This window comes from Brachybacterium sp. p3-SID1565 (genome assembly GCF_025143785.1).
Classification (GTDB): domain Bacteria; phylum Actinomycetota; class Actinomycetes; order Actinomycetales; family Dermabacteraceae; genus Brachybacterium; species Brachybacterium epidermidis.
The window spans coordinates 14,624-36,317 of the sequence record NZ_JAMBDS010000015.1; the positions used below are offsets into that span (position 1 = coordinate 14,624).

At 71.4% G+C, this 21,694-nt stretch carries 16 protein-coding genes and 2 pseudogenes; 6 read left to right on the forward strand and 12 right to left on the reverse strand.

Translation table 11 applies throughout. The features are described 5' to 3' along the window. Positions 1–89: 89 nt before the first annotated feature. The 6 genes and pseudogenes from M4D54_RS05480 to hemE all read right to left on the reverse strand — a co-directional run. A pseudogene (locus tag M4D54_RS05480) lies at positions 90–902 on the reverse strand (uroporphyrinogen-III synthase); the annotation flags it as partial. Continuing rightward, the gene (gene hemC, locus M4D54_RS05485; RefSeq protein WP_193865236.1) at positions 902–1,909 is read right to left on the reverse strand and encodes a hydroxymethylbilane synthase; all 1,008 of its coding nucleotides are present in this window, start codon (positions 1,907–1,909) and stop codon (positions 902–904) included. The pseudogene M4D54_RS05480 and the gene hemC, both read right to left, overlap by 1 nt. Then, on the reverse strand, positions 1,906–3,228 hold the full coding sequence (locus tag M4D54_RS05490; RefSeq protein WP_396121474.1) for a ferrochelatase: 1,323 nt from the start codon (positions 3,226–3,228) through the stop codon (positions 1,906–1,908). The genes hemC and M4D54_RS05490 overlap by 4 nt, the downstream gene beginning before the upstream one ends. Before the next feature lie 82 nt (positions 3,229–3,310). Further along, a complete protein-coding gene (hemQ, locus tag M4D54_RS05495; RefSeq protein ID WP_259890653.1) occupies positions 3,311–4,054 on the reverse strand; it encodes a hydrogen peroxide-dependent heme synthase in 744 nt (247 codons plus the stop codon). Continuing rightward, positions 4,051–5,580, reverse strand: a complete 1,530-nt coding sequence (locus M4D54_RS05500) for an NAD(P)/FAD-dependent oxidoreductase (protein ID WP_259890654.1) — start codon at positions 5,578–5,580, stop codon at positions 4,051–4,053. Before M4D54_RS05500 ends, hemQ begins: the two co-directional genes overlap by 4 nt. Next, complete coding sequence (hemE, locus tag M4D54_RS05505; protein ID WP_228018931.1) at positions 5,577–6,845, reverse strand: uroporphyrinogen decarboxylase; 1,269 nt, start codon at positions 6,843–6,845, stop codon at positions 5,577–5,579. Before hemE ends, M4D54_RS05500 begins: the two co-directional genes overlap by 4 nt. Before the next feature lie 81 nt (positions 6,846–6,926). Between hemE and M4D54_RS05510 the strand changes: the two genes are divergently transcribed. Beyond that, entirely contained in the window at positions 6,927–8,213 is a 1,287-nt protein-coding gene (locus M4D54_RS05510) for a glutamyl-tRNA reductase (protein ID WP_193865238.1), read from the forward strand. A 260-nt stretch (positions 8,214–8,473) separates the two neighbouring features. Here the strand turns inward: M4D54_RS05510 and M4D54_RS05515 are convergent, their stop codons facing one another. Together M4D54_RS05515 and M4D54_RS05520 are read right to left on the reverse strand one after the other, a co-directional pair. Beyond that, a complete protein-coding gene (locus tag M4D54_RS05515) occupies positions 8,474–9,796 on the reverse strand; it encodes a M18 family aminopeptidase (protein WP_193865239.1) in 1,323 nt (440 codons plus the stop codon). A 97-nt stretch (positions 9,797–9,893) separates the two neighbouring features. Then, positions 9,894–11,222 (reverse strand): UDP-glucose/GDP-mannose dehydrogenase family protein, encoded by a 1,329-nt coding sequence (locus tag M4D54_RS05520; protein WP_259890655.1) that lies wholly within the window; start codon positions 11,220–11,222, stop codon positions 9,894–9,896. Between the two features lie 164 nt (positions 11,223–11,386). On the opposite strand from M4D54_RS05520, the gene M4D54_RS05525 reads away from it, so the two are divergent. After that, entirely contained in the window at positions 11,387–11,605 is a 219-nt protein-coding gene (locus tag M4D54_RS05525; protein WP_193865241.1) for a hypothetical protein, read from the forward strand. A gap of 257 nt (positions 11,606–11,862) precedes the next feature. Beyond that, on the forward strand, positions 11,863–13,614 hold the full coding sequence (locus M4D54_RS05530; RefSeq protein WP_193865242.1) for a hypothetical protein: 1,752 nt from the start codon (positions 11,863–11,865) through the stop codon (positions 13,612–13,614). Here the strand turns inward: M4D54_RS05530 and M4D54_RS05535 are convergent. After that, positions 13,547–15,037, reverse strand: a complete 1,491-nt coding sequence (locus M4D54_RS05535) for a hypothetical protein (protein WP_193865243.1) — start codon at positions 15,035–15,037, stop codon at positions 13,547–13,549. The two genes, M4D54_RS05530 and M4D54_RS05535, sit on opposite strands and share 68 nt — an antisense overlap. 212 nt (positions 15,038–15,249) lie before the next feature. Between M4D54_RS05535 and M4D54_RS05540 the strand changes: the two genes are divergently transcribed. From M4D54_RS05540 to M4D54_RS05550, 3 genes are all read left to right on the forward strand, one after another. Next, complete coding sequence (locus M4D54_RS05540; protein ID WP_193865244.1) at positions 15,250–16,329, forward strand: glycosyltransferase family 2 protein; 1,080 nt, start codon at positions 15,250–15,252, stop codon at positions 16,327–16,329. A 68-nt stretch (positions 16,330–16,397) separates the two neighbouring features. Then, the gene (locus M4D54_RS05545) at positions 16,398–17,429 is read left to right on the forward strand and encodes a glycosyltransferase (RefSeq protein WP_259890656.1); all 1,032 of its coding nucleotides are present in this window, start codon (positions 16,398–16,400) and stop codon (positions 17,427–17,429) included. Beyond that, entirely contained in the window at positions 17,429–18,367 is a 939-nt protein-coding gene (locus M4D54_RS05550; protein ID WP_259890657.1) for a lysylphosphatidylglycerol synthase domain-containing protein, read from the forward strand. The genes M4D54_RS05545 and M4D54_RS05550 overlap by 1 nt, the downstream gene beginning before the upstream one ends. 54 nt (positions 18,368–18,421) lie before the next feature. Here M4D54_RS05550 and M4D54_RS05555 read toward each other — a convergent pair whose 3' ends face one another. From M4D54_RS05555 to M4D54_RS05560, 3 genes and pseudogenes are all read right to left on the reverse strand, one after another. After that, positions 18,422–19,216 carry a hypothetical protein gene (locus M4D54_RS05555; RefSeq protein WP_250646990.1) on the reverse strand — a complete coding sequence of 265 codons (795 nt, stop codon included), beginning with the start codon at positions 19,214–19,216 and terminating at the stop codon, positions 18,422–18,424. A 100-nt stretch (positions 19,217–19,316) separates the two neighbouring features. Beyond that, a pseudogene (locus M4D54_RS13860) lies at positions 19,317–19,367 on the reverse strand (hypothetical protein); the annotation flags it as partial. 153 nt (positions 19,368–19,520) lie between these two features. After that, complete coding sequence (locus tag M4D54_RS05560) at positions 19,521–21,686, reverse strand: DUF6541 family protein (RefSeq protein ID WP_259890658.1); 2,166 nt, start codon at positions 21,684–21,686, stop codon at positions 19,521–19,523. Positions 21,687–21,694 lie beyond the last annotated feature (8 nt).

The following is a 21,694-nucleotide window of genomic DNA, read 5'->3' on the forward strand; positions in this document are numbered from 1 at the left end:
TCAGAGGTCATGGGGGTCTCCTGGTGAACGCTGTCGGAGGGATCGGAAGGGTCGGACAGGGCGGCGCGGACGGCATCGGCCAGGCCCCGGTCGGTGGCGGTCCGGGCCTGGTGGTGGACGGTGAGCCCGGCGGCGCGGGCCGCCGCGGTGGACGGGTCGCCGATGGTCACCACCCTGGTGGAGGGATGCACGCCCTGCTCCGCCAGGATCCGCGCGATCATCGAGCTGGTCAGCACCACCACCCGGTACACCCCCGTGCGCAGGTCGTGCGCGACCTGCGGGGGCAGCGGGAGGGGGTGGGGCGTGTAGGCGGTCACCCGGGTGAGCGCGTAGCCCTTGGCCGCAAGGCCGTCCGGGACGGTGCCGGCCGCTGCCGCGGAGGCCGGGAACAGCACCCGGGCGCCGGTATCGGGGGCTGGCGGGAACTGCTCCACCAGGGCCTGCCCGGAGCCGCCGGCCACCCGGTCCGGCTCGCGACCGCAGGCGCGCAGGGCGCTCGCCGTGCCCTCGCCCACCACGGTCACGGTCACCGAGGCCGGGATCCGCAGCACCCCGGGCTGGTGCTCGGCGGAGCCCGTCTCCTGGAGCATGGGCCCGGCATCGGCGGTGCCCGTGCCCTCGGGCAGGGGGCTGGGGACGGCCGCGAGCGCTTCGACCGTGCGCGGGCTGGTGAGGACCAGGTGCTCCCACTGGCCTGCGGCCAGCGCAGAGACGGCCTCGCGCATCGGTGCGTCGTGGTGCAGGCGAAGCTCCACCACGGGGTGCTGCTCGACGTGCAAGCCCTGCTCCTGCAGCAGCCGCGCGAGCGCGCCGCCGCGGCCCTCAGGTCGTGGCAGCAGCACCCTCGCCGCGCCCCGGGACGGGGCAGCGGCCGACGGCGGCAAGGATGCGGTCACGGGCATCAGACCTGATCCGGTGCCGCGGAGGCCGCGTCCAGCAGGTCCCGGGCGCCCTGGTCCAGCAGCTCGGCGGCCAGTGCCTCACCGAGCCGGGCGGCGGAGTGCGCGTCAGATGCGCCAGCGCGCTCGGGCGCGGAGGTGCCGTCGGGGTCCACGCGGCGGGAGCCCTCGATCACCTTCGCGCCGTCGGGGGAGATCGCCAGGGCCCGCAGCTGCAGCGCCTGCGCCTCACCGGTGGCATGGGCCGCCACCGGGGCGCTGCAGCCGGCCTCGAGGGCCCGCAGCAGGGTGCGCTCAGCGGTCACCGCGGCCCGGGTGGGCGCGTGGTCGTAGGCGGCCAGGGCCTCGGCGAGCCACCCGCCGGCCTGCCAGTCCTCGGTGCGGCACTCGATCGCGAGCGCCCCCTGGGCGGGTGCCGGCAGCATCACCTGCACGTCCAGCAGATCGGAGATCTCCGCGGCGCGGTCCGCCCGGTGCAGACCGGAGGCGGCCAGCACCACGGCGTCCAGATCCGCCTCGGACCCCAGGGCGCGGTTGATGCGGGTGTCGATGTTCCCGCGGATCGAGACCACCTCCAGGTCCGGGCGGGCCCGCAGCAGCTGGGCGGCGCGGCGCGGCGACCCGGTGCCCACGCGCGCCCCCGCCGGGAGCTGGGCGAGCGTGAGGCCGTCGCGGGCCACCAGGGCATCGCGCGGATCCTGCCGAGCGGGGATGCAGGCCATGGTGATGCCGTCGGCCGGGGTGGTGGGCAGGTCCTTGCAGGAATGGACCACCGCGTCCACCTCGCCGTCCAGCAGCGCCTGCCGCACGGCGGTGACGAACACGCCCGTGCCGCCGATCTGGGTCAGCGGCCGGCGGTCCACATCGCCCGTGGTGCGCACGTGCACCAGCTCCACCGCCCGGCCGGTGCCGGCCACCAGGGCCCGCCCGGCCTGACCGGACTGGGCCAGGGCCAGGGCCGAGGCGCGGGTGCCCAGACGTAGCGGGGCCGGATCGGGGTGCGCCGTCATGAGGCGTCAGCCCCGGCGGTGCCTGCCCCGGAGGTGCCTGCCCCGGCCGCCTGCTCCTGCTCGCGAGCGGCCCGGGCGCGCTGCACGTCCCGCGCGGAGTCCACGCCGCTGGTGGTGGGTCGGCACATCCGGCCCACGCAGCAGTTGGCGCCGCACACGTCCGGCGTGGGCCCGAAGTCCGTGACCTCCTGCCGTGGGAAGGCAGGATCCAGGCGCTCCTGCACCAGATCCGCAAGGGCCTTGATGAACCGCGGATCGGTGCCGGAGGTGGCCACCCGCTCGAAGGTCAGGCCGTGCTCCTGGGCGGTCTCCTTCGCCTCGGTGTCCAGGTCCCAGACCACCTCGACGTGGTCGGTGACGAAGCCGATCGGCACCACCACCACCGCATCGGCCGACTGCTGCTCGGCGATCTCCTCGATCACGTCGTTGACGTCCGGCTCCAGCCACGGGATGTGCGGTGCGCCGGAGCGGGACTGGTACACCAGGCGCCACGACGGCAGCTGCGGCAGGGCGTCGTCCACCCGGTCCATCACGTAGCGGCAGGCCGCGAGGTGCTGGGCCACGTACCAGCCGCTGGAGCCCTCCACGCGGGTCTCCTCCGGACCGGAGGCCTCCGCCATCGACAGCGGCACCGAATGGGTGGAGAACAGCACCGCGATGCGGTCCACGTCGTGGCCGGCATCGCCGAGCGAGCGCAGCGCCTGCTCGAGGCCGTCGGCCACCGGGTCCAGGAACCCGGGATGGTTGAAGTACACGCGCACCTTGTCGATGGTGACCTCGTCCGCGAGGCCCGTCTCCTCGAGCACCATCGCGAAGTCCTCGCGGTACTGACGGCACGAGGAGTAGCTCGAGTACGCGCTGGTGACCAGGCCCAGGGCGTGGCGGTGACCATCGGCGTGCAGGGCCGTGACCGCATCGGCGTTGTAGGGCTCCCAGTTGCGGTTGCCGAAGTACACGGGCATGTCGATGCCGCGGGCGGCCAGCTCCACCTGAAGGGAGGCGATCATCGCGCGGTTCTGCTCGGTGATGGGGCTGCGGCCGCCGAGGGCCCGGTAGTGGCCGGCGACCTCCTCGAGCCGCTCATCGGGGATGCCGCGCCCGCGGGTGACGTTGCGCAGGAACGGGATCACGTCCTCCTGGCCGTCGGGGCCGCCGAAGGAGGAGAACAGGATCGAGTCGAACGCGCGCTGCTCACCGCGGCGGGTGTGGGTCTCGCTGTCGTGGTCCACCTCGCGCGGCAGAGGCAGCTCGTCGGCGATCTCGGTGACAGCGGCGGTGGTGGTCTCAGGGCCGGCTGCGGTCTTAGGGGGAATGGTCACGGGGGTCCTTCCAGAGCGGGTCGGGCCGGGGCCCGACGGGGGAGGCCCGGTGGCAGAGCGTCGCCACCGGGCCGATGACGGGTCAGGCCAGCAGGGCGGCGATGTCGGCGGCGGAGTCGAGGCGGCGGCCGGTGTGGAACGGCAGCTCCTCGCGCACGTGCAGGCGGGCATCGGAGTAGCGCAGGTGCCGCATCATGTCCACCAGATCGTGCAGGTCATCGGCCTCGAAGCTCAGCAGCCACTCGTAGTCGCCCAGGGCGAAGGAGGCCACCGTGTTGGCGTTGACCTGCGGGAAGTCGCGGCCCAGTTTCCCGTGCTCGATCAGCATGCGGCGTCGTTCCTCCTCCGGCAGCAGGTACCACTCGTAGGAGCGCACGAAGGGGTACACGCAGATCCACTGCTTGCGACCGCGGTTCTTCGTCATGAACGAGGGGATGTGGGAGCGGGTGAACTCGGCGGCGCGGTGCACGCCCACGGCTGCCCACTCGCGGTGCAGCAGGGTGCCCGCCAGGGAGTTCTCCAGCGTGCGCAGCCCGGCCTGCAGGGCCTCGGGCTCCTCCGCGGCCAACCACAGCATCAGGTCGTCCTCGGCGCGGAATCCGGAGACGTCGTAGAAGCCGAGCACCTCGCAGCCGTCGGCCTCGATCAGGGAGATGGTCTCCTCCACGGCGGTGGTGAGCTGCTCGGGGCTGGCCGCACCCTCGGCGGCCAAGCCGCCCAGGCGGCGGAACACGGTGTAGGAGGTGTAGCGGGTGATCTCCTTGCCGGCGCTGTCGGGGCTGTCGTGGCCCTCGGGGCGGGAGGGGGCGGGGTGCTGGGTGGTCATGGGCGGTCCTCCTGGACTCGGTGGGTGGATGGGTCGGGGATGGTCATGGCGCGGGCGTCAGCCCGCACGATCGCGTCGATGCCGGTGCCGGCCCGCCAGGCCCCCACCAGCTCGAGGCTCGGCTCCTGGGCCAGCAGCTCGGTGATCGCGTCCAGGGCCTCGCGATGGCCGGGGCCGGGGCGGCGCATGGCACGCTGCCAGGTGATCACGCGGGCGGCCCGCAACTGGGAGCGGTCCAGCGGGGTGCGCAGGATCGTGGAGGCATCGGCCAGGGCCAGGTCGACGATGGTGCCCTCGGTGCCGTCAGGGCCGTGGGAGTCGTCCTCGGGAAGCTCCTCCCCGGGACGGCCGTAGCTCAGACGCACCACGTGCAGGCCGTCGGCCGCGCGGCGCACGTGCTCCCACTTGGCGGTGGCGTGGGTGAGGGCCTTGGCGCGCACCCCGGGGGTGCCGGCCGCCACCAGGGCGCCGGTGCCCGAGGGCGAGGAGTCCAGTGCGGGAGCCTCCAGCACCAGGGCCACCAATCGCACCGGCACCGCGGGCGCGGAGGGAATCGCACGGGCCAGCGTGGGCAGGGCCTGCTCCAGCAGGGTCGCAGCGACATCGGGCGGGCAGGCCAGCACGAGGTGCTCGGCCTCCAGGCGCACCTCGGTGCCGTCGGCACCACTGGTGGCTGCACCACTGGTAGCTGCACCACTGCTGCTGGCGCCTCGGTCCGTGCCGAACGCCGTGACCTGCCAGGTGCCGTCGTCCTTGCGTGCGACGGCGAGTGCGCGGGTTCCGGTGAGCACCTCGCCGCCGTGGCTGCGCAGCTGCGCCTCGAGCGCCCGGGGCAGCTCGGCCATGGTGGGGGTGAGGGCCTGCACGGCCGTGCCTGCCCCGCCACGGGAGGAGCGGGAGGTCGCCGGGCGCAGGGACCGCACCGCAGCGGCGAGGGAGCCGTTCTCCCGCACGGCGTCGGGCAGGCGGGGCAGGGTCGAGGCCAGCTCCAGGGAGTAGGGATCAGCGGAGTGCACCCCGCCCACGAGGGGTGCGACCAGTCGATCCACCACGCGCCTGCCCATCCGGCAGCGCACGTAGTCACCGAGGGTGACGCCCGGACGCAGCCCCCAGGAGGCCGGCAGGAGGCGTTCGGCCCAGGCACGAAGGGCCCCGGTGGTCCCCAGCACCTTGCGGGTCTCGGGGGACAGGGGCCGGGCCGGGATGCCGAACATGCCCCCGGGCGGCGCGATGTGCACGCCGGCGGCGGAGACCAGGCGGCTGCCCCGACCGGTCACGGGGGAGACCACCTGATCGGCCAGGCCCAGCTGCGCGATCAGCGCCTCGACCGCGCCGCTGCCGACCGACCAGGCCTCCGCACCGATGTTGATGTCGATCCCGCCGACGGTGCGGGCGGCGATCGCCCCGCCGGTGGAGGGCTCGGCCTCCAGCAGGGTCACCCGTCGGCCCGCGAGGGCGTGTCGCCGGGCGGCCAGCAGGCCCGCGATGCCGCCGCCGACGACGACGGTGCGCTCGGGTGAGCTCATCCGGCGGCCCCGGTGGTGGCAGGAGCCTCGACGCCGCCGGCGCCCGACTGGGCGGGCGCACCGGCCGTGGACAAGCCCTGCGACGACGAAGAGCCGTCCGACGAGGAAGCCGAGGCGGGGGGCTGCTCGTGCAGGTGGGCGACCAGGTCGGTGAGCACCTGCGGGTCCGTCTCCGGCGGGACGCCATGGCCCAGGTTCACCACGTGACCGGCCGCGGCGGCGCCGTCGGCGAGCACCCGATCGGCCTCGGCGAAGCGCACCTGCTCCGAGGTGAACAGCACGGCCGGGTCGATGTTCCCCTGCAGGGGGGTGCCGGGAGGCAGATGTGCGGCGGCCTCGGCGAGCGTGATGCGGTGGTCCACACCCATCACGGTGGCGCCTGCCTCATGCATCGGGGCCAGCAGGTGCGCGGCCCCCACCCCGAAGTGGACGCGCGGCACCGGCAGGTCCGCGACGTGGTCGAACAGGGCGCGGGAATGGGGCAGGGCCCCGGTGCGGTACGTGTGCTCGGAGAGCGAACCGGCCCAGGAGTCGAACTGCTGGACGGCGGAGGCGCCGGCCAGCACCTGCGCGCGCAGGAAGCGACCGGAGGCCTCGGCCACCCAGGCGGCCAGGCGGTCCCACACCTGCGGCTTCGAGCGCATCAGCGCTCGTGCGGCCAGGTGGTCCCGGCTCGGTGCCCCCTCGACCAGGTAGGAGGCCACGGTGAAGGGGGCGCCGGCGAAGCCGATCAGGGGAGTGGATCCCAGCTCGGCGACGGTGAGGCGCACGGCCTCACGGATCGGCTCCAGGGCCTCCTCGAAGGAGTCGTCCAGCACGGGCAGGGCATCGACGTCGGTCTCGGTGCGCACGGGACGGGCGAAGACGGGGCCCACTCCGGGCTTGATCTCCACCTCGAGGCCGGCCAGGCGCATCGGCACCACGATGTCGGAGAAGAAGATGCCCGCATCCACGCGGTGGCGGCGCACGGGCTGCACTGTGATCTCCGCAGCCATCTCCGGGATCAGGCACGAGTCCAGCATCGTGGTGCCCTCGCGCAGCTTCCGGTACTCAGGCAGGGACCGCCCGGCCTGGCGCATGAACCACACACTCGGCGGGGCGTCGGTGCTGACCCCTCGGTAACGGGCCAGCAGGGGTGCCTCGGCGGTGCCGGAGTCGGCGCTCGAGCGCTGCAGCGGATGGTCTTGTGGCAGGTGGGACCGGACGCGATCGCGATATGACGCCGTGTCGCTAAATACGGCCTCTGACGTGCTGTTTTCTGTCATGGCGACCCCATTGTGCACGACTCGTCACAGAGGTGGCTGTGGGGGCGGTGCCAAGGTGACATCAGTCGTAGGATCGTCGGCATGCTTGTGGCCGTGCGCGCTTCCCATGAGCACCTCGACCTCGGGGTGCTCGACGCGCTCTCCCGCGGCGCCGACCAGATCGACGACCTCCTGGCCCATGTCGACTGCATCCACGGGACTGTGGTGATCGCCACCTGCAACCGACTGGAGATCTACCTCGACGCCGAACGGTTCCACGACGCCGTCGCCGCCACCGTCGATGCGATCGCCCAGTGCTCAGGGATGGAGCGCGACGAGGTCGCCTCCCACGTCGACGCGCTCATGGACAGTGAAGCCGCCGCCCATCTGTACGAGGTGATGGCCGGGCTGCGCTCCCGGGTGGTGGGCGAGTCGGAGATCGCCGGTCAGGTTCGCACCGCCTTCAGCTCGGCGCTCGCTGCCGGCCGCACCACCGCGATGCTCAACGACCTGTTCCAGATCGGGCAGCGTCACGCCAAGCAGGTCGCCTCCACCACCGGGCTCGGTGCGGTCGGCCGCACCGGCGGGGCGGTCGCCCTGGATCGCGCCGCCGACGTCCTGGACCTCGGGATCGCCGACGCCGCCGTGCTCGTGATCGGCACCGGCTCCTATGCCCGTGTGATCACCGCAGATCTGCGCCGTCGCGGCACCCGGGACATCCGTGTCCACTCCGGGACGGGTCGGGCCGAGGCCTTCGCCAGCAGCCACCGGGTGCAGGCGGTGCCCACGGGGATGCTCCCGGAGGCCGTTGCCCACGCCGACCTCGTCGTGGCCGCCTCCGGCCAGGGCGACGCGGTGTTACGGCCTGAGCATCTCGCCGGGCGCGACTCCCGCGCGCTGGTCGTCCTGGACCTGGCCCTGCGTTCGGATCTGCACCCCGATCTGCGCGGACGCGAGGACGTGCGGATCATCAGCCTCGCCGATCTGGCGCACGACATCGACGACGACGGGCAGAAGCAGCAGGCCCGCGCCATCCTCGATGAGGGCGTGCGCAGCTTCATCGCTCGGCGCCGCATACGCAGCGTCGACCCGGCCATCAGCTACCTGCGCGGCAGCGTCTCCGGTGCTCTCGACGACGAGGTCGGCCGGATCCGCAGCCGCTTCGGCGACGAGGTCGCCGCGGAGTTCGAGCGCGGCCTGACGCGGATCGCCGCGAAGGTGCTGCACCCGCCGACGGTGCGCGCCCGGGAGCTCGCCGTCAACGGACGGGCCGAACAGTATGTCGCCGCGTTCCACACCCTGTTCGGCGTGGACGTGAGAGCCTCGCAGAAGGCGGCGGGCCACCCCGCCGATGACCGGACCGAGGCATCCCCGAAGGAGCACCGATGACCAGCCCCCCGAGCGTGTCAACGACGCCGCCCGTCGGCTCCCGACCTTGCTCGAGCACGGCCCCGATGCGCAGGTCGTCGGCGAGGTGCGCGCGGTCGTCGCCCGGATCGAGACCATCGCCCGCAAGAAGCTCCGCGGCCAGCAGTCGAAGCAGGGCTGAGGGGCACGCGGCGAACACCCGGTTTCGCAGGCTGTCCTCGAGACAGTGAGGGCCGGTCCGATACGTCGTCGGGCCGGCCCTCCTGTGTGGCGGTGTGGGGTCAGTGGCGAGGCGTGAGGAAGGCGACCGACGCCTTCTGCAGCATCAGCGGATCCACCACGGCGCACAGCTCGCGGGTGGAGTGCATCGACAGCAGGGCGACGCCGCAGTCGATGGTGGTGATCCCTAGGCGGGTGGCCGTAATCGGGCCGATGGTGGATCCGCAGGGCATCGCGTTGTTGGAGACGAACTCCTGGAACGGCACACCCGCCTGCGCACAGGCGGCGGCGAAGGACGCGGCGCCGACGGCATCGGTCGCATAGCGCTGCTGTGCGTTGATCTTCAGCAGCGGGCCGGCGCCCAGGCGCGGACGGTTCGCCGGATCGTGGCGCTCGGGGTAGTTCGGGTGGGCGGCATGGCCGGTGTCGCAGGACAGCACCATCGAGGAGGCGCTGGCGCGCCGTCGCGACGAGTCGTCCCCGCCGAGTGCGGCGTGCATGCGCACCAGGATGTCCTCGAGGAACGGACCGCCGGCGCCGGACCGCGTCGAGGAGCCGACCTCCTCGTGGTCGTTGGCGATGAACAGGGCGATCGGCCCGCTCGGAAGGGCCGCGGCGGCGACGTCGATGATGGCGCGCACCCCGCCGTGGGTCGAGGCCAGGTTGTCCAGGCGGGCGGAGGCGAACAGCTCTTCCCCGGCGCCGATCATGGCGGGCTCCTGGGTGTCGACGGTGACGACCTCCATACCGCGGATCCGCTCGGGATCGACGCCGGCGCAGCGCGCGAGCAGGCCGACGATGTCGACCTCGCCGAGGCCGGCGACCGGCTGCATGTGGCGCTGCGGGTCGAGCTTCAAGCCCTCGGCGTTGATGCCGCGGTCCAGGTGGACCGCGAGCTGCGGGATGCGCAGCACCGGCGGGGTGGAGACCAGATGGGTGGTGCCGTCATCGAGCACGAGACGGCCAGCCAGGCGAAGGTCGCGATCCAGCCAGGAGTTCAGCAGTGGGCCGCCGTACACCTCGACCCCGACCTGGGCGAAGCCCTCAGCGCCGATCGACGGCTTCGGCTTCACCTTGAAGGCCGGCGAGTCGGTGTGCGCGCCGAGGATCCGCCACGGGGTCGCGGCGGACACATCACCCGGCGTCACCCACGCGATCACGGAGCCGTCGCGCACCACGTAGCGCGCGCCGGTCACGGACTCCGCGCCCGCCCAGTCCTCGGTCTCCTCCAGGCGGGAGAACCCCGCCTCCTCGAGGCGCCGCGCGGCCTCGGCGGCGGCATGGAAGGAAGAGGGTGAGGCGGTCACGAAAGCGCCGAGGTCCTCGATGAACTCGCGGGCCTCGGCGTCCGGGCAGGTGAGGGTCTCGGTGCGCTGCGCAGTCATGTTCCTCATTCAAACAGACCGCCGCCCCGGTCACCGGGGAGATGACCGGGGCGGCGGAGATGACGCGTCGGCGTCGGCGTCGGGCGAGGCCCGAGGATCAGGGACGACCCATGGAACGGTAGTCCCAGCCGGCTTCGCGCCAGGCGGCGGGGTTCAGCACGTTGCGGCCGTCGATGAAGCGCGCCTCGGCGACGACCTCCTTCAGGGCGACCGGATCGAGCTGCTTGAACTCGTCCCACTCGGTGAGCAGCAGGACCAGCTCGGCGTCCTTCGCGGCCTCGAACGCGTCCTTAGCGACCTTCAGGTTCGGGCGCTCGGTCTTCACGCGCTCGTTGGCCGCCGGGTCGGTGACGGTGACGTCGGCGCCGCGGCCCGAGAGCTTCGAGGCGACGTACAGGGCGGGGGACTGGCGGGTGTCGTCGGAGTCCGGCTTGAAGGCGGCGCCGAGCACGGCGATCTTCTTACCGGTGAAGCTGCCGCCGAGCATCTCCCGGGACAGGTTCACGACGTGGTCGCGACGACGGTTGTTGACCATGTCGACCTCGCGCAGGAAGGACAGGGCCTCCCCGGCGCCGAGCTCGCCGGCGCGGGCCATGAAGGCACGGATGTCCTTGGGCAGGCAGCCGCCGCCGAAGCCGACGCCGGCGCGCAGGAACTTCGGGCCGATGCGGTCGTCCAGGCCGATCGCCTCGGCGATCACGGAGACGTCGCCGCCGGTGGCCTCGCAGACCTCGGCGACGGCGTTGATGAAGGAGATCTTGGTGGCCAGGAAGGAGTTCGCGGAGACCTTCACCAGCTCGGCGGTCGGATAGTTGCCGGTCACCAGTGGGGTGTCGGCCTTCAGCATCGGCTCGTAGACCTCGTCCAGAAGGGCCTTGGCCTCGGCGGCCTCGGCCCCGTCGTCCGGCAGGCCGTAGACGATGCGGTCGGGGTACAGGGTGTCCTTGACGGCGAAGCCCTCGCGGAGGAACTCGGGGTTCCAGGCCAGCAGGGTGTCCGTCCCGGCGTCCTTGAGCTTCTGCGCGAGGATCTGCGCGGTGCCCACCGGCACGGTGGAGCGGCCTACCAGCAGGCTGCGGCCGTCGGGGCACTTGTCCAGGTGCGGGATGAGGGCATCGACGGCGGCGTGCACGTAGGTGAGGTCGGCCCCGCTGCCGTTGATCTGCTGCGGGGTGCCCACGCAGATCACGTGGACCTGGTAGTCCGCGGCGTCGGCGTAGTCGGTGGAGAAGCGCAGGCGGCCGGACGCCAGGGCCTCGGTGAGGACCTTCTCGAAGCCGGGCTCGTGGAAGGGGGCGATGCCCTTCTTCAGATCGTCGATCTTCTTCTGGTCGACGTCCAGGCCGAGGACCTCGTGCCCGATCGAGGCCATCGAGGCGGCGTAGACGGCGCCCAGGTATCCGCATCCCACGGTCGTGATTCGCATGGGACCAGATCGTACCCGTGCGCGGGGGGTCGCCGCGGGACGGAGCCGGTGCGACGGATCACGGCCGACGCTGTTCAAGAACGTGGAGTTCTCGGGATCGTCGATCGTTCCCCGAGCGCACCCGCATCCACGAGCACCTGCTGCCGGGCCAGGACCTCCTGTTCGTGGACCGCGAGCTCGGCCCCCGGCAGCTGCGGCACCTGATCGGCCGCTGCCAGCTCGAGCCGGGCTACCTCTGGAAGCGCTTCGAGCAGCTCGAAGAGCAACGCGGCGAGGTCCAGGCGAAGCTCGACGCGCATCTGCCCGAGGGGCGCGAGCGCTCCCTGCAGCAGGCGGACCTCATCGCGGCGCTCGTGCGCGAGCGGTACGCCGCGCGGTGCTGATTGCCGGGTCGCGGGCGGTTCGCCGGTAAGCTCGGGCCCTGCCGTGGGGGACCGGGCGCGCGAGCACCGGTGCGTCCCCCGCCCTCGAGGACCGATCGCCCCGAGGGTCCATCGCCACCGAGAACTGAGGACCGTGAGAACCGATGACCGTGAGCGCTGACCCCGGAGCGACAGCGGCATCGGACCCGCATCCCCGCCGCGCCCCCGTTGAGGGCGCCGCTCGCGGCCTCGGACCACTGTGGCGCTGGGGCGCCGTGGTGAGCGTGGTGCTCGCCCTCACGCTCCACGTTGTCATCGCTTGGGGCGCCCGCACCCCCTCGTTCCCTTTCGACGAGATTGTGCTACTGCAGTACTCGAAGTTTCTCTCCGGCGCCGGCATGCCCACCCCGCCTCGCGGCGCCGGCTACTTCCCGGCGTGGAGCGCGATCATGGCCCCGATCTGGTGGTTCACCTCGAACCCCGCCGTCGCCTACCGGGTCGCGATCGGGCTCGGCGTGATCGCCGCGATCGTCACGATCTGGCCGCTGTCCCGCGCGATCACCCGCGTGGGCCTCAGCACGCCGCAGTCCGTCGTGGTCGCCTCGTTCGTCATGTCGATGCCCGCGCGTACCGTCCAGACCGGTTACGTCACCAGCGAGAAGCTGCTCTTCCTCGCCCTCGCCTGGACGGTCCTCGCGGCCCTGCGCCTCTGGGAGAAGCCCACGGTCCCGCGCGCGATCGTCTTCGCGATCGCCGCGGCCGTCCTCACCTCGACCCATTCTCGGGCAGTGGTGCTACTCATCGCGTGCGCGATCTGGCTGCTGTGCCTGGCGATCCGCTCGTGGAGGGCCTCGCTCGCGGGCCTCGTCGTGCTGCTCCCGATCGGCTACCTAGCCTTCTGGTCCGGCGGCCTGCTCAACCAGTATCTCGGCGGCGGCTTCAGCCAGGGCGAGAAGCTGCTGGGCAACCTCCTCGGCTCACGACCCTCGATCATCCTGCGCGTGGTTATTGGCCAGTCGTGGGAGCAGACGGTCGGATCGCTCGGGCTGGTCGTCGTGGGCCTCGTCGTCATGCTTGTGCTCGTGTGGCGTGAGCTGCGGCGAGAGCACGCGATCGGCCCCGTGTGCCTGATCGGCGCGATGCTGCTCGGCGTGGTGGTGCTGTCCGTCGGCCAGTGGTCCAACGAGACCGCCCTCTACCTCGCCTCCTGGCGCCGGCTCGACGCCTGGCTGTACGGGCGCTACCTCGACCCGGTGACCGCGCTGCTCGTCGCACTGGGCCTCGGCGCGGTCGTGCGGGGGCTGTCGCGCCGCGTGCTCGCCACAGCGCTCGTGCTCACAGCGGGCCTCGTTGGCGTGACCGTCCTGTGGCTCGCCCCGGACGCCCCCACGTGGGGCTATGTGACACCTGCGCATATCCCGGCCGTTATGCCCTGGTTCTCGACGCTGCCGACGGCGACCAGCGAGACCTGGCAGTGGGGCCTCATGCCGAGCCTCACCAACGAGAACCGCTTCTGGCTGCTCGCGAGCATCCCCGCCCTGCTGCTGCTCGCCGCGCTCACGGGCGCGGGTCGGCTGGGCCGTCGCGGCGGCGAGGTACTCGTCGCGGTGCTCATGGTCCTCGCGAGCGTCGGCACGATCGCCTCGACGCGCGCCACCGATCACTTCCAGCAGCTCGAGGGCGGCCGCCCGGTCCTGGCTGATGAGATCAACCGCCTCGAGGCCGAGCACGACGGCGAGCTCACGGTCGACTTCGACCGCTTCTGCACGCCCGGGCTCAGCAACAACGCCGTCGTCCAGAACAAACTCGCGTACTGGATCTCACCCACCACGATGGACGTGACCATGGATCGCAACACGTCCCAGGCGCAGATCGTCCTGGGCTGCGACATCTGGCCCGAGGGCAGTGCGAAGGGCGCGCGGATGATCAGCGGGGTGGAGAGTTACGGCTACCACGCATGGGTCATGCCGGGGCCGCTACTCGACGAGCTCGACGCCCAGGGCCGCCTGGAGCCGGTCGCGACGTCATGACCACCCCGATCAGCACCGCGGCGACGGTCACGACGGCGGCCGCGACCGCGAAGCCCACCAGCGGTAGCGCGAGGTCTGGGCGGAGCTCGGCCTGGCCCCGGGCCGCGGTGCGCGGTCGTCCGAGCAGGAACACGACGATCTGCCACCAGGCCGTCGCGGACCACGCGAGCACCAGGAGCGGCGCGGCCCGGCGAAGACCGCCGAGGCCCCAGGCGATCAGCAAGCAGGTCACGGAGAGGATCGGCAGCGAATAGCGGGGGAAGAGGTTCCCCGCCGCCGCGGAGACGTACACGAACTGCATCGTGATCAGGAGGCCGGAGACGGCCGCCAGCATCGCCACGCCCGCCAGGGCGACGGGCCGCTCGGCCGCCCCCGGGGTACGGGAGCCGTGCGGCGCGCTCCGCCCTCGGCGGGAGGCGGCGCCCAGCACGGTCGCGAGCACCGCACCGAGCAGGGCGGGAGCCGCGAGCAGAGCCCAGAGAGTCAGGCCGTCCGGGGTATTCCCCGGAGAGAAGATCCCGAGCAGCTTCGACCAGTAGACGGGATCCGCGGCCACCTCGAGCGGCGCCGGGGGAGAGGTGCGGCCCGTGTTCGCCTTCGCCCAATCGGGGTGCCCGCCGGCGACGGTCCCCGTCAGCCGCACGTTGCGCAGGTAGAACCAGCCCGTCGCCGCGATCATCGCGATCCCGATGAGCACGGGGCGCAGCAGCCATGAGCGGCGCGGGAGCGGGCCCGGCGCGAGGAGCCCCCGCAGCACCAGCGTGCCGAACACCACGGCGACGATCGGCACCAGCGCGAACCGGGTGGACGCAGCGGCCACGGCGGCGATCCCGAGCACCCACCACATGCCGCTCCGGGTGGCGAAGACGCCCGTACCCTCGCGTGGCAGGGTGATCAGCCGAAGGGCTGCACCGAGCACCACCGTGATCTCGAGGGCGGCCATGTTGTCGTTGTAGATCGCGCTGCCCACGCCCATGACCCAGGGAGAGGAGGCGGCGGTGAGACCCGCGATCCACGGGAGCCAGCGGCGGCCCCCGCAGAGCGGTCGCACGGCCCACATGACGGCGGCGCACAGCACGGCGGCGATCACGGTGTTGACCATGCGACCGGACATGCCGGCGAGGTACGGACTCCCTGAGTCGTACAGCGGCCCGACGACCGGCGCGAGCAGCACGTAGAACAACGGCGGGTGCTGGGAGGTCCACTGCACGGGCGGGCGGACGCCCCACGGCAACTCGACCTGAAGACCGTCCTCGAAGACCGGCAGGTCCCCGTGCCACACCTGCACCGCGTAATCGAAGTGGGCCATCTCGTCCCCCGAGGAGAACAGCGGGGTGAGGAGGCTGCGGGCCGTGGTCGCGGCGAGCACCATGATCACGATCCCCGAGGTCACGACGAAATCGAGCGGGCTGGGGCGACGCATGGAGGCTCCTCGTGACGTGGACGCGGCATGCCCAGCCTAGAGGGGCGGGCGTCGACCCCCGCTGGTGCGCGGGCTCACGCGGCCGGGGTGAGCGTCGTAACTGCTCGTCCCAGGTCGTTCTGGATACACTGACGCGGTTCCGCGCAGTGCCGGGGGCCTTCAGCGGAAGAGTCCGCGGGGCCCGGTCACGTCCACGACAAGGTGATGTCCCCATGAAGGTCTTCGTCCAGATCCCGTGCCTGAACGAGGAGCAGACGCTCCCGATGGTGCTCGACACGATCCCGAAGGAGCTGCCCGGCGTCGACTCCGTCGAGGTGCTCATCATCGATGACGGCTCCACCGACCGCACCATCGAGGTCGCCCAGGCCCACGGCGTCAAGCACATCGTGCGACATGCGAGGAACATGGGACTCGCGCGCTCCTTCCGCGACGGGGTCGACTACGCCCTCGCCCACGGCGCCGACATCGTCGTCAACACCGACGGCGACAACCAGTACAAGCAGGAGCGCATCGCCGACCTGGTCGCCCCCGTGATCGCAGGCGAGGCGGACATCGCGATCGCCGACCGTCAGACCAAGAAGATCGCGCACTTCTCACCGTTCAAGAAGGTCATGCAGCAGGTCGGCTCGCATGTGGTGAACCTCGCCGCGGAGACCGAGCTGCCCGACGCCGCCTCCGGCTTCCGCGCCTATTCCAAGGGCGCGCTGCTCCGCCTGAACGTCATCACGCAGTTCTCCTACTGCATGGAGACGATCATCCAGGCCGGCAACAAGCGCCTGCGGATCGCGTCGGTCCCGATCGACACGAACCCCAAGACCCGTGAGTCGCGGCTGTTCAACAACATCTTCCAGCACATGGCGAAGTCCGGGTCCGCGATCGTCCGCGCGTACCTGATGTTCAAGCCGCACCAGGTGCTGCTGTGGATCGCCATCGCGATGGGAGTGCTGGGCGCCATCCCGTTCGTGCGCTTCCTGTACTTCTTCGTGCAGGGCCAGGGCGGCGGCCACACCCAGTCCCTCGTCTTCGGCTCCACCCTGCTGATGTGCTCGTTCATGAGCCTGGTGCTCATGATCATCGCGGACCTGCAGCGCACCAACCGCACGCTCATCGAGGAGTCACTCGAACGTCTCAAGCGCCTCGAGTACGGAGATCCTGCTCTCGCCGCAGCACCCCTGCCTCGCGCTGGGGCACCCGTCGCGTCCTACGATCCGCACTCCGCCGGAGAGGCCCTTGTGCAGACGGCTTTCTTCGAACCTGCCTCACCGCAGGAGCGTCGAGGTCCCCACGCGTGAGTCGGCTCCTCGGCTTCGGCACCTTCGACGAGTCGGCCCATCCGCGCATCCGGGTGCTCCTGGAGGGGATGGCGGACCGCGGGTGGCAGGTCTCCCGCCTGAACCGCCCGCTCGGCTTCTCCACTGCTGAGCGGGTCGAGATGCTTCAGAAGCCATGGCGAGCCGGTCTTCTCGCCGCGCGCCTCGCCGATCGGTGGACACGCCTCGCGTTGGGCAGCCTGCGTTTCCGAGGCGCAGCCGCTCCTGACGCCGTGATGGTGGGGTACATGGGGCACTTCGACGTTCTTCTGGCGCGCCTCCTCTTTCCCCGGACCCCGATCGTCCTGGACCATCTGATCTTCGCCGCAGGGACGGCATCGGATCGGGGTGCGAAGGGAACGCTCCTGCTGAGCGCTCTCCGGCTCCTTGACCGGATCGCGCTCGGGGCGGCAGACGTGATCGTTGTGGACACCGCAGAGCATCAAGCCCGCCTCACCCCCGTTCAGCAAGAGCGTGCTGTCATCGCAGCCGTGGGCGCCCCCGAGGCATGGTTCGAGGTGGCCCATGGCCGTCGTTCTCAGGGCCCGTTGCGGATCGTGTTCTTCGGCCTGTTCACTCCGTTGCAGGGGACGCCGACGATCGCACGGGCACTGCGCCGTCTCCACGACCGTGATGTGCCGTTCCGCGCCACGTTGATCGGGTCAGGGCAGGACCACGCTGAGTGCCGCCGGATCCTCGAGGGCGTCGATGAGGTCCAGTGGGTCCCGTGGGTCGATGGGGCGGACCTGCCGGCGCTCGTGGCCGATCATGATGTCTGCCTGGGCATCACGGGCACGACCCCCAAGGCTGCCGATGTCGTGCCGAACAAGGTCTATCAGGGAATCGCCGCCCGCTGCGTCGACATCACCAGCGATACCGCACCGCAGCGCAGGGTCCTGGCTGATGCCGCGGTGCTCGTGCCAGCCGGTGACGACGACGCGATGGCTTCCGCGCTCCAGACGCTGGCGAACGACAGTTCCGCTCTCGACTCCGCGCGCGAGCGCTCGGAGCGAGCTCGGGACAGGTTCCGGCCCCACGAGGTCGTGGCCGATCTCGAGGCCAGACTGTGCGCGGTGCGCTGATGGGGCGGATTCTGGAGGTGCTGCGCTCCACGCCGGTTCGGGCAGGATTCCTTCTCCTGGCTCTCGGACTGGCCATCTGGGCGATCGCTGCACGCTGGGATGAGGTGGTGGATGCTCTGGGACGGACTGCGCCCTGGGCGGTCGGAGCGGCCCTGGTCCTGTCCCTCATCTATGTGCTCTTGACGATGATGGCGTGGAGGGCGGTTCTCGCGGACCTGGGCTCCCGATTGGCACCGTCCGCGACAGCATCCGTGTTCCTCGTCTCCCAGCTGGGCAAGTACGTGCCAGGCGGGGTGTGGAACATCGTGGCGGCCGCCGAAGTCGGGTCGGATCACGATGTGCCTCGTCGTCGCTCCGTCTCAGCGATGGCTGTCGCGGTGCTGCTCTCTCTCGTCGGCGGTCTGCTGCTGGCCCTTGCCGTGGTGCCGTTCGCCCCCAGCGAGATCGCTGATCGCTTCGGTTGGGCCTTCGTCGCTCTGCCGGTGGTGGTCGCGGTGCTGATGCCCCCTGTGCTGAACCGCCTGCTCGGGATGCTCCTGCGGCTGACTCGACGTCCCCCTCTGGAGACTGCACTGACCTGGAGGGGGGTCGGTGAGGCACTGGCATGGACGCTGGCGTCATGGATCGCAGCCGGCGTGCAGGTCTGGGTACTGGCGGTCGGGGTGGGGATGACACCGGATGTTCCCACGTTGCTGCTGTGCATCGGCGGGTACGCGATGGCATGGAGCGTCGGCTTCCTCGTGATCTTCGTTCCGGCCGGGGCAGGCGTGCGCGAGGTGATCCTGGCGGTCGTCCTCGGAGGGAGCCTCGCCGCGGGGGGAGTGCTCGTCGTCGTCATCCTGTCGCGACTGGTGCTGACCATCGCTGATGTGGCCCTCGGCATGCTCGGGCTGGTTCTCGGCCGTCGGATGAGGCGCCGGCGCTCGACAGGGGCGTGAGCCGCAGAACGGCGGCCGAGCAGCCGCGTGGACGATGGCGCTCTCAGCGCTGGCTCAGGACCATGTCGACCTGGGCATCGCGTTGTTGGACACGAAGTGCTGGTGGGGCACGCTGGCCTCCTCGCAGGCCTGGACGAACGCGGCGATCCCCACCGCGTCGGTGGCGTACCGCTGCTGGGCGTTGATCCTCAGCATCGGGCCCCCGCCCAGGCGTGGCCGGGTCACTGGATCGTGCCGCTCGGGGTAGTTGGGGTGGGCGGCGTGCCCGGCATAGACCGAGAGCACCATCGAGCCCGCGAAGGCGCGTCGGCGCGTGGAGTCGGTTCCGCCGACGGCCTCGTGCATGCGCACCGGCACATCCTCCAGGAAGGGACCGCCCGCGCCGGAGCGGGTGGCGGAGCCCACCTCCTCGTGGTCGTTGGCGACCATCAGGGCGATGGGGGCGTCCGTGTCGCGGCGAGTGGAGGCCACGGTGATCAGGGCCTGCACCTCCGCGTGGACGGAGGAGAGGTTGTCCAGGCGCGCGGAGGCCAGGAACTCCTCGCTCGCACCGAGCAGGGCCGGCTCCTGCGCATCCATGGTCACCACGTCGAAGCCGACGATCTCGTCCACCCCGATGCGCCGGCCCTCGTGCTCACCGGCCCGCTCAGCCAGGACCTCCAGCACGTCCGCCGGGCCGATCCCCAGGATCGGCTGCATGTTCCGCTGCGGATCCGGCTTCAGTCCCTCGGCATTGACCCCGCGATCCAGATGGACGGCAAGCTGGGGGACGACGGTCGGGACATGACCTCGGTCCCGCAGCAGGGGCGGGGTGTCCACCAGCACCGTGGTGCCGTCGCGCAGGGCCAACTGCCCGGCCAGCCGCAGCTCGCGGCCCAGCCACGAGTTCAGCAGCGGACCCCCCGTAGATCTCCACGCCCACCTGCGAGAGCCCCTCCCCGCCGAGCTGCGGGTTCGGCTTGAGCTTCAGGGCCGGGGAGTGCGTGTGGGAGCCGACGATCCGCCAGCTGCTCTTGGCACCGGCACCTTCCGGGGCGGACTAGGCGATGACCGCGCCGTCGCGCACCACGTAGCGGGCGGTCATTCGGGGGTGTCATCCGGTCATTGAACCATCACCTCGGCGACCGGGGCCCGTACGAGTGCGATCCCCGCCTCAACAGGCGGTGACCTCGTACAGGTACGTGTCGCCGACCTGGTGGACGAGGTCGAAGCCGGGGGTGTGCTCCGTGATCCCCTCGTACCCCTCGAACCCGGAGACCTCGATGTCGTCGTCGTAGATCCGCAGCTCCTCGAGATCGAGGAAGTACAGGGGGCGGTCCTCGGGCAGCGTGCCGCAGATCTTCGGGTCGAAGGCTATGTGCTTGAAGTTGTCGTCGAGGTACCGCTCGGCCGGTGTCCGTGACAGCGTCATGTAGAGCCGGGACACCTCGCGCCCGGTGAAGGCGTACACGAGCCCGCCGCCCTCCCAGGGGTCCGAGATGACGTACGCGTCCCCCGGTACGTGCTCCGGCAGGTCCTCCAGCATCTCGAACTCCGTGGGGGACAGCATCTCGGAGCCGTCCCAGGTCCGGTAGGCCTCGGCTGCCGTGTAATAGCGTTGCCGCACCTCAGGATGGGACGAGACGTGCCAGGCGAGCACCGTGGACACGAGGACTCCGGCGACCGTGAGGATCACTGCGCGGGAACGGGGCGCGCTCGCTTCGCTGCTCGCAGCTCGGGACCCACCGCCGGCACGGCCCTCGGCACCGTCACCGCTCGCGGACCGGAGCGAGGCGGTCCGCTTCCGCTCCCGGCGCGAGGCCCACAGGCGCTCTGCCGCGTCCCACGTGCACTGCGCCCCCCATATGGCCAGGGGCACGGCCGTCACCGTGAGCATCGCCGCGGTGCGGAGACTGTCGCGGTACATGAACCCGGACAGCAGGTCGCGCCACCACGCGACCAGGACAGCCGAGGAGGCCCAGTACACGATCACGGGCCCCAGCATCGCCAGCAGCGGCAACCGATCCCGGCCCCGGCCGAACGCCGACCCGATCAGGCCTGCTGCGCTCAGCAAGGTGATCACGAGAAGCGTGTACCGCTCGATCGCGCCGCCGAGGAATGCCTCACCGAGAGCCTGCGGTGTGGACTGGAACGGCACCCAGGGAGCGGAGGCGGTGCTGGGGGCCAGACCTGCCCAGAGGATGAGGCTGCCGACCACCACAATAGCCAGCACCGCTGCACGCAGCTGAGCGGGACCGGGCATCTCCCTCACGCCGCGGATCGTCGCGGACAGCCGACCAGCCAGGGAGCTGGAGTTGCGCCCGTCCCCCTGACCCGTGCCCTCCCCCGGTTCCGGCGCGTTCGTCGGACCGGCCGGGTTCCTGGCCATGATCCTCGAGGCCCGGAGATGACGGACCAGCGCGACAGCGACGATCGGCAGGGCGATGATCAGAGCCGACAGCGCTGCACTGGGGTGGGCGATGCCCACTCCCACCCCCGTGAGTCCGATGAGGCCAGCTGTGCGCACAGGACTTCGCAGAAGCTCCGGGTCGAGTGCCAGGTGGATGAACAGCGCCGCCATGGCAGGGGCGACTGCCAGCCCCAGGATCGTCGGGTAGACGAGGCCCCAGTCCAGCAGTACCGCGGGGTAGCCGGCGAAGGCCAGGCTCAGCGGCCCGGTGATGAGCCTGGCCAGGGTGCCGGGGCGGGCCAGGACCTCCACCAGCAGCCAGATGGACCACGGCCACACGACCAGCATCGTCACCAGCGTCAGGGCATGCACGGCTGACTGGAGCTCCAGACTGCTGAGCTGCTGGACCAGTGCTGCTGCGCTGTGCCAGCCGTTGGGGTAGATCGAGCCCCGCAGCAGCGCACCGGTGTCGAACGGGGTTGCCTGACCGGTGCGCGTGATGGCGGAGATGGCATTGAGATGGAACGCGTTGTCGTACCGCTGTGCGATCGTCGTGGGCTCCACGAAGGCGGTCAGGAACAGCGGTGTCATGAACAGCCATGCGATCGTCTGGCCCATCAGGTACTGGCCGGCGGCGAGTGCGGGCAGCGGAGACCACCGCGGGATCCGACGGCCCCAGGGGGTGGCCCACCGCAGCAGCGCGACGACCCCCACGGCCAGCGTCGTGGCGATCACCAACCAGTCGACGCCCCACCACGAGTCCGCGAGCCGGGCCAGCAGACCTGAGAGGAGGACGAGGGCGAGAGAGACCGGTGGAGCCGCGACCAGCGCGGTCGGCCAGTGGACCCGCCAGCACAGCAGCACCGCCGCGCCTGGTGCGATAAGCAGCACGAGGGCGACGATCACGCCGGGGATCACATCGGTCCACATATCGGGGT

Excerpts from the sequence above, each read along its gene's own strand:
- hemC (WP_193865236.1), bottom strand. The coding sequence starts at position 1,909 with ATGACGGCGCACCCCGATCCGGCCCCGCTACGTCTGGGCACCCGCGCC.
- hemQ (WP_259890653.1), bottom strand. The coding sequence starts at position 4,054 with ATGACCACCCAGCACCCCGCCCCCTCCCGCCCCGAGGGCCACGACAGC.
- M4D54_RS05500 (WP_259890654.1), bottom strand. The coding sequence starts at position 5,580 with ATGAGCTCACCCGAGCGCACCGTCGTCGTCGGCGGCGGCATCGCGGGC.
- hemE (WP_228018931.1), bottom strand. The coding sequence starts at position 6,845 with ATGACAGAAAACAGCACGTCAGAGGCCGTATTTAGCGACACGGCGTCA.
- M4D54_RS05510 (WP_193865238.1), top strand. The coding sequence starts at position 6,927 with ATGCTTGTGGCCGTGCGCGCTTCCCATGAGCACCTCGACCTCGGGGTG.
- M4D54_RS05515 (WP_193865239.1), bottom strand. The coding sequence starts at position 9,796 with ATGACTGCGCAGCGCACCGAGACCCTCACCTGCCCGGACGCCGAGGCC.
- M4D54_RS05520 (WP_259890655.1), bottom strand. The coding sequence starts at position 11,222 with ATGCGAATCACGACCGTGGGATGCGGATACCTGGGCGCCGTCTACGCC.
- M4D54_RS05535 (WP_193865243.1), bottom strand. The coding sequence starts at position 15,037 with ATGCGTCGCCCCAGCCCGCTCGATTTCGTCGTGACCTCGGGGATCGTG.
- M4D54_RS05540 (WP_193865244.1), top strand. The coding sequence starts at position 15,250 with ATGAAGGTCTTCGTCCAGATCCCGTGCCTGAACGAGGAGCAGACGCTC.
- M4D54_RS05545 (WP_259890656.1), top strand. The coding sequence starts at position 16,398 with ATGGCGGACCGCGGGTGGCAGGTCTCCCGCCTGAACCGCCCGCTCGGC.
- M4D54_RS05550 (WP_259890657.1), top strand. The coding sequence starts at position 17,429 with ATGGGGCGGATTCTGGAGGTGCTGCGCTCCACGCCGGTTCGGGCAGGA.
- M4D54_RS05560 (WP_259890658.1), bottom strand. The coding sequence starts at position 21,686 with ATGTGGACCGATGTGATCCCCGGCGTGATCGTCGCCCTCGTGCTGCTT.